The 5,943-nt window shown below is 35.9% G+C and carries 7 protein-coding genes; all 7 read right to left on the reverse strand.

All coding sequences use genetic code 11. The features are described 5' to 3' along the window. Window positions 1-160 precede the first annotated feature (160 nt). Window positions 161-631, reverse strand: a complete 471-nt coding sequence (locus tag E2K98_RS29740; protein WP_208025448.1) for an Imm26 family immunity protein — start codon at window positions 629-631, stop codon at window positions 161-163. A gap of 130 nt (window positions 632-761) precedes the next feature. Further along, a complete protein-coding gene (locus E2K98_RS29745; protein ID WP_133340549.1) occupies window positions 762-1,091 on the reverse strand; it encodes a hypothetical protein in 330 nt (109 codons plus the stop codon). A 146-nt stretch (window positions 1,092-1,237) separates the two neighbouring features. Further along, on the reverse strand, window positions 1,238-1,387 hold the full coding sequence (locus E2K98_RS31375) for a hypothetical protein (protein WP_165976437.1): 150 nt from the start codon (window positions 1,385-1,387) through the stop codon (window positions 1,238-1,240). Between the two features lie 383 nt (window positions 1,388-1,770). Further along, window positions 1,771-3,108, reverse strand: a complete 1,338-nt coding sequence (locus tag E2K98_RS29750; protein WP_133340551.1) for an MFS transporter — start codon at window positions 3,106-3,108, stop codon at window positions 1,771-1,773. A gap of 66 nt (window positions 3,109-3,174) precedes the next feature. Continuing rightward, a complete protein-coding gene (locus E2K98_RS29755) occupies window positions 3,175-3,459 on the reverse strand; it encodes an ArsR/SmtB family transcription factor (protein WP_098573007.1) in 285 nt (94 codons plus the stop codon). Between the two features lie 735 nt (window positions 3,460-4,194). Further along, complete coding sequence (locus tag E2K98_RS29760; protein ID WP_235824981.1) at window positions 4,195-4,413, reverse strand: hypothetical protein; 219 nt, start codon at window positions 4,411-4,413, stop codon at window positions 4,195-4,197. Window positions 4,414-4,674: 261 nt separating this feature from the next. After that, window positions 4,675-5,682: a ketoacyl-ACP synthase III gene (locus E2K98_RS29765; protein WP_133340555.1), complete on the reverse strand. Its 1,008-nt coding sequence runs from the start codon at window positions 5,680-5,682 to the stop codon at window positions 4,675-4,677. Window positions 5,683-5,943 lie beyond the last annotated feature (261 nt).

Genomic DNA, 5,943 nt, shown 5'->3' on the forward strand with positions numbered 1-5,943 from the left:
CCTAACTGTCTACGCTTAAAGACTAAAGTTACCTTTAGCCCTCCAAGACTCGCTACGAGCGAATGGCTAGTTCTTACTCGACGGGAATCCCACCCGTTATATGATACGACCTAGGCTCGGCCGCACACCTGCCCCGTTAGTGGAACAAGCACAACCTGTATTACATAAAATACTCTTCGGCTAAGTTTTTAATTACAAGATAACCCCACGTTGAAAAAGTAGGATATTTTCCCCATTCCTCTTTAGTTACTGGGCGTATTTCTTGGTATCCTTTCATAAGGATGCAATCGTCTGCAAAACCTTCCTGAGATTTAAAAAAATAAGGTTCTATTCCATCTTCTTCTAATGGACGATAGCCCAATATCATTCCCTCTAGTCCTGTTTCATGAATAGTTTTTATATGTACATCACCTTGTTTTAACGTCTTAGTTCCAGCAATTCTTTCGGCGGTGGGAGGATATTCACCAACCCAGTCCATCAATCCTGCCAAAAACCCACGTTTATCTTCTTTTGAAACTTGAATTACTCGCCCACATGCAAATTTATTTGTACCTAAAGGGATTGCCCAAAATTGACCAGGCATTAAATATGTATTTGACTTTGGTGAAAATGGATAAGACACTTTTCGCATAATTCCGATTCTCCAATAAAATTTATTATCTTTTATTATATCTCGATTCAAAATTTAATGGGGCTTATTAAACTAACCTGCCCCTTTAGTAGTTGAATAACAAAAAGGCCACCAAATATTGTAGCCGATTTTAAAAATAACTTCTGTAATAAAATAACATTGCTACTAATGAAATAATGGTATATGACAACGACGTAAAAAATAAAACATTAGGTGTGAATTCAAACTTTTGTTCTTCAGCTTTAATACCAGTTGTACCTTGAACTGTCATATCTAAATTTCTTGAAGTGAAACCTCCTTTTGAAGTTAAAAACCAAATAATAATTGTAATAGCTAGACCAATAAAAAATGAATAATCGATCATTTTTGTCTGGGTGTAATAAGTGATGCCATAACTTAAACCAAATAATACGAAAAGCGTAATGACATGGTAATTAATCGTTTCATTATTATCAAACATCTCTCCTATAACCAGCTGCCCTACATTACGGATTTCCCATTAAATGGTTTCAACAATTTTTGATATTAATAATTAATCCTTCTTCCAACTAACCTGCTTAGTTGAATAACAAAAAAAGCCGGCTTTAGCAGCCAGCCCTTCAGGTATTACTCTTCCATAAAAATTCGTGCATAGTATTCCGTTTCTTCATCTAATTTGTTATCTTTTCTCAATTCCTCAATAGTTTCTTTTCGGTCGTCTTCAATCAATTGAAAACTTCCTGAAACATTTGGTGTTTTCCCTTTGTTCTTATCCATACTTTCACCCCTAGATTTCTTCCTATTTGTATTACGGAAATCATTTCCCTTTTCATTTTGTGATTAATTTATCGCTTTATTCGAATGACCTAAAATTGTTTCTTCTTAAACTAACCTGCCCCTTTAATGCAATAAAAAAAGCTGCCACAATGACAGCTTGATCTACAACTCTTGCACCCGTTACTTAAAGAAGGAACTATATAAAATTACTTTTTCTTTAATTTCTTAGTTATATAATAATCAAAAATTGCCATTCCCAAAGAGCAACCAAATGCGACTGAAAAGGCTGTATCAACATTCCAACTATGTTTAAAATAAATGAACCATTCAAAAGGTTTAAGGTCTAAAAAACTGGCTAGAAAATATCTAACCAGTTTTTTAGATTACAGTTGACGGGACTGCTTTATCTTCCTTGAAGAGACTGGAATGCTGCTCACGCATGATAATAGCAATGCTACAAGTAATAAACTAACGAAAAATCCAAAGCTAAGGCTGAAACTTGATGTCACGTTTAGGATTCGGCTCGCTATTGATGGGCCAAATGACATTCCTAAAAAGTTGATTAAGTTATAGATCCCCAGCCCCATTGCACTTTTTTCCTTCTTTATCGTGTGGGGAATATCAATATTGATGACAATGGTAAGGATTGTAAAGCTTATATTAATAAGGGCAACTCCAACACTAGCCACTGCAAATTGGTATACTCCAAAGATGGCTAATAGCAGAAATCCAATGAATTGAAGCACGACAGCAACGACCAATTGACCATTCCCTTGGATGCGGGTTATAGCTGGTCTTATTACGAAGCTCAGCAAAAAGGAAAAGAGTGATATCCCCGCCAAAATAAAGCCAGTTTTCAAGGCAGAGACATGAAACTGCTGTCCTGCTAATAACGGAAAAAGAAAAATAATTCCCACCATGGCAGCACTATTAATAAAACTAAGTAATAGGAACCGATTAAAGGCATAGAATCGAAAAACTGACAGATCCATAAATATCCCGACATCTTGACGTTTGCCATGGATCCCCATAAAAAATACAGAGATTACTGTAATGATTAGCAAATAACCATCTAATTTGACTCCTAAAATAAACGTCACGACAAAAGTCAATAAATAGATGAAGCCTAAAAAATCAAACGGTTGGGTAAGCTTCTTATGATTGGCATACCCGGAGGGCACAAACAAAATAATTCCTAACAACGTAAAAATAGCCATACTCATTAATAAAAATAGGGAGTGCCAGCCCCAAAAATGAGTAAAGAAGCCTCCGAGCAAAAATCCTATTCCTGAACCAAGTGATAGACAGGCACCTATTAATGTTAGAGCCAGATTTCGTTTAGGGAAGGTGAGATACTGATTCGTCAGGATCATTGATAATGCAATAAACGAGCTACCACCCGCTGCTTGAATAATCCGGGCCAAGACCACAATGATAAAATCATTCGTCGTGTACCCTATAAGGGAACCTGTAACGAATAAACTAATCCCAATTATCAACAAACTTTTAATTTGAAAATAAGAGGCTAGCTTACTATAAGTAATCGAACCACAGGCAATCACTAAAGTATAGGAAATAACCACCCAGCTAATTTTGGAAGCTGTCACCTCAAGCCCATTCATCATATCAAATAAGGCAACATTAAACAGAAGTGAATTGGCTACCCCGGATAAAACAATTAAACATAATGTGATAATCAACCTATTCTCTTTTTGATTCATCTATTTCGCCTCCGTTATATTAAAGTCATAAAACTTTAGAACTAATAACCAAAAAAGGAGGCTACATTAAAGTGTAGCCAAAAAACCAGGTAAATAGCGTGTGAATGTCTCCTCATTTAATGAGACATATTTTATGACACCCTCACGGTCAATCTTCACCAGCTCTGCTTCGGATAAAATTTTTAAATGATAGGAACCATTGGACTTACTTACACCTAAACTCCTTCCTATATCCGTACACATCGGGCGATTGTTTCCGTAATACAATAAGCGGATGATTGCGATCCTTTTTTCATCTGCTAAGGCATTAAATATTTTTATTCGTTGCGTATCGTTTTGTTCTAAAGTCATATGACTATTATATTATTAGAATTCAAATTGTCAACTTCTTTGCCGAATACTTTCTTGGATTTGGCCGGGATGCACAGATTATTCAACCAGTTCAGGTAGAATGTTCGTTTGTAGCCATACGTCTATTTGTTCCATAGCTTTAGATGTACTTTCTCGAAACATAAATTCCCGGATTTGAGCACGGTGATATTTTATAGAGGTCCATTCCAATCATATTCTTGAAAGGAATCTGTAGATACTTCTACTTGCTTTGCAACGTATTCAATAATCTCTTGATTTATTTCCTGCCTTCCTTTTGGAAAATGACCCTAATATTGAAAAAATTTTAGGGAAACAGCAAATCCAAGTCGTTACTTCCATATTTATTTCCAATTAAACGCATCTCTTATGGAATAACTGAAAAGTGTTCAATGAGTTCCTCTAACACCCAAGTTTGCTTCACATTATTGACCCTTCCCTTATGGTACTTATCAAAAAAATTTTATAGAATTTTAAAAAAAGATCTGGAATCCAGAGCTTTTACCGTTATTAATTATTACTTTGCCCCTGGTTACAGCAACGCTGGTACTGGGCCTAAAAAGTATGTTTACAATAAAAAAAACGAAAAAAACTGAAAAGAATCGTAAAAACCGTTTCAAATACACTTGCCCCGTTAGCACAATAAGAATATGAGCTGCTGCCGCAACTCATTATGATTTTGAACTCTTGCAACGGTTAATTGAAGAAAGACCAGATTTATTCAGAGTATAACCAAGGGATAGCTGGTGGTATCCCTGCTTCCGATAAGAGATAGATAAAAACGAAAAAGAAACAAATAAGCACCCCAAACACCATAACCATTATGGAAAGTCCCATATTTGCCTTTTTTATGAGACCGATAATTCCACAAATAAAACTCACTACTCCTAAAAACAGTTCAAAGAAAGCGACTGAATAGACAGAATAATGCTCCATAAAATAGACTCTTACAGAATTAAGAAGGATTATCCAAAATAAAAATATCGTTTGCAATGTCAGTCCCAAATATAGCAGTTTCATTCTTCAGTATCCACTCTCCAACGGTTTAATTTATATAAATTTTACCATATATAACCAAACTGCTGTTAAACTAACCTGCCCCCATTAGTGGAACAAGAAAAAAAGGGCTGCCGCAGCAATCCCCTGTTCAACTTAAACACCCGTTTGTTTAAGTATAATCCTTCAAAATCTTTTTCGTTACAACGGTGTAGGAGTATAAATTTGTTCGTCAAAATTTAATTCTAGAAGTTGACCAGCTTGCACCAAACCAGCTCCAAAACCGTACATGAGAACTCTGTCTCCATTTTTAACTTTTCCCTCACGTATTCCCAGGTCAAGAGCTAAAGGAATAGTTGCAGCAGAAGTATTTCCAAAGTTGACTAGGCTATAAAGAGTTTTTTCCATTGGGAATTCTAATTTTTCACAGATTGGCTCTATGATCCGTAAATTGGCACTATGAGGTACAAACCAATCAACCTTGTCTAAACTCAATTGTGTTTTATTCAAAATTTGTCTAACACTAGTAGGAACACTCCTTACAGCCCACCGAAAAACTTCCCTACCATTTTGTACAAGGCATTTCGTATCGATTAACTCAATCTCATTAACCTTGTTTGAAAGTCCAGTTTGATATACATTCTGTGCTCCACTTCCATCACTTCCCAAATGGAATCCAATGAAACCTTTTGATTGTTCATCCCTTTCAACCATTACAGCCCCAGCTCCATCACCAAATAAAACACATGTGCTTCGATCGGTATAATCCGTTATCTTTGAGATTGTATCAGCACCGATTACCAGAATCTTCTTGTGAAGTCCAGAGGCAATATAAGTGTTTGCTGTATGCAGAGCATATACAAATCCTGCACACGCTGCACTTAAATCAATGGCGCCTGTTTGTTTGATATTTAATCGTTCTTGTATGATGCTTGCGACAGATGGAAACGGAAAATCTGGAGTGCTTGTTGCCACGATGATCATATCTACATCTTCGACTTTTTTATTATATCTGTGCATTAAATCCTTTACTGCAGCTACACATAAATCACTGGTAAATTCATCAGGGCGACTAATTCTGCGTTCACGAATTCCTGTTCTATGAATAATCCAATCATTAGTTGTTTCAACCATTTGTTCAAGATCGAAATTTGTTAGCTTTTTTTCGGGCACATATGTACCAATAGCAGTTATTCTCGAACCTATCATAGTATCCACCCCATATTTTTATTATAAGTTGGTATTAGTACCTGGTTATAATTATAGTGATTTATATTATTAAAAATCAACTTTTTTACATAACAAAAAGGTTACTCCTTTTTGAACTAGTCGAGTAGAAGGGAGCCTTTCTACCTTCCGGTAGATTGTACTCCTCCCCCTCACAGAACCGTGCTTGCACTATTAATGCACACGGCTCCTCCTAGTTATCGTTTACAGACTGTAGCTAATCTCTTTTCTTAGATTCAGATT

The organism is Bacillus salipaludis (genome assembly GCF_004358205.1).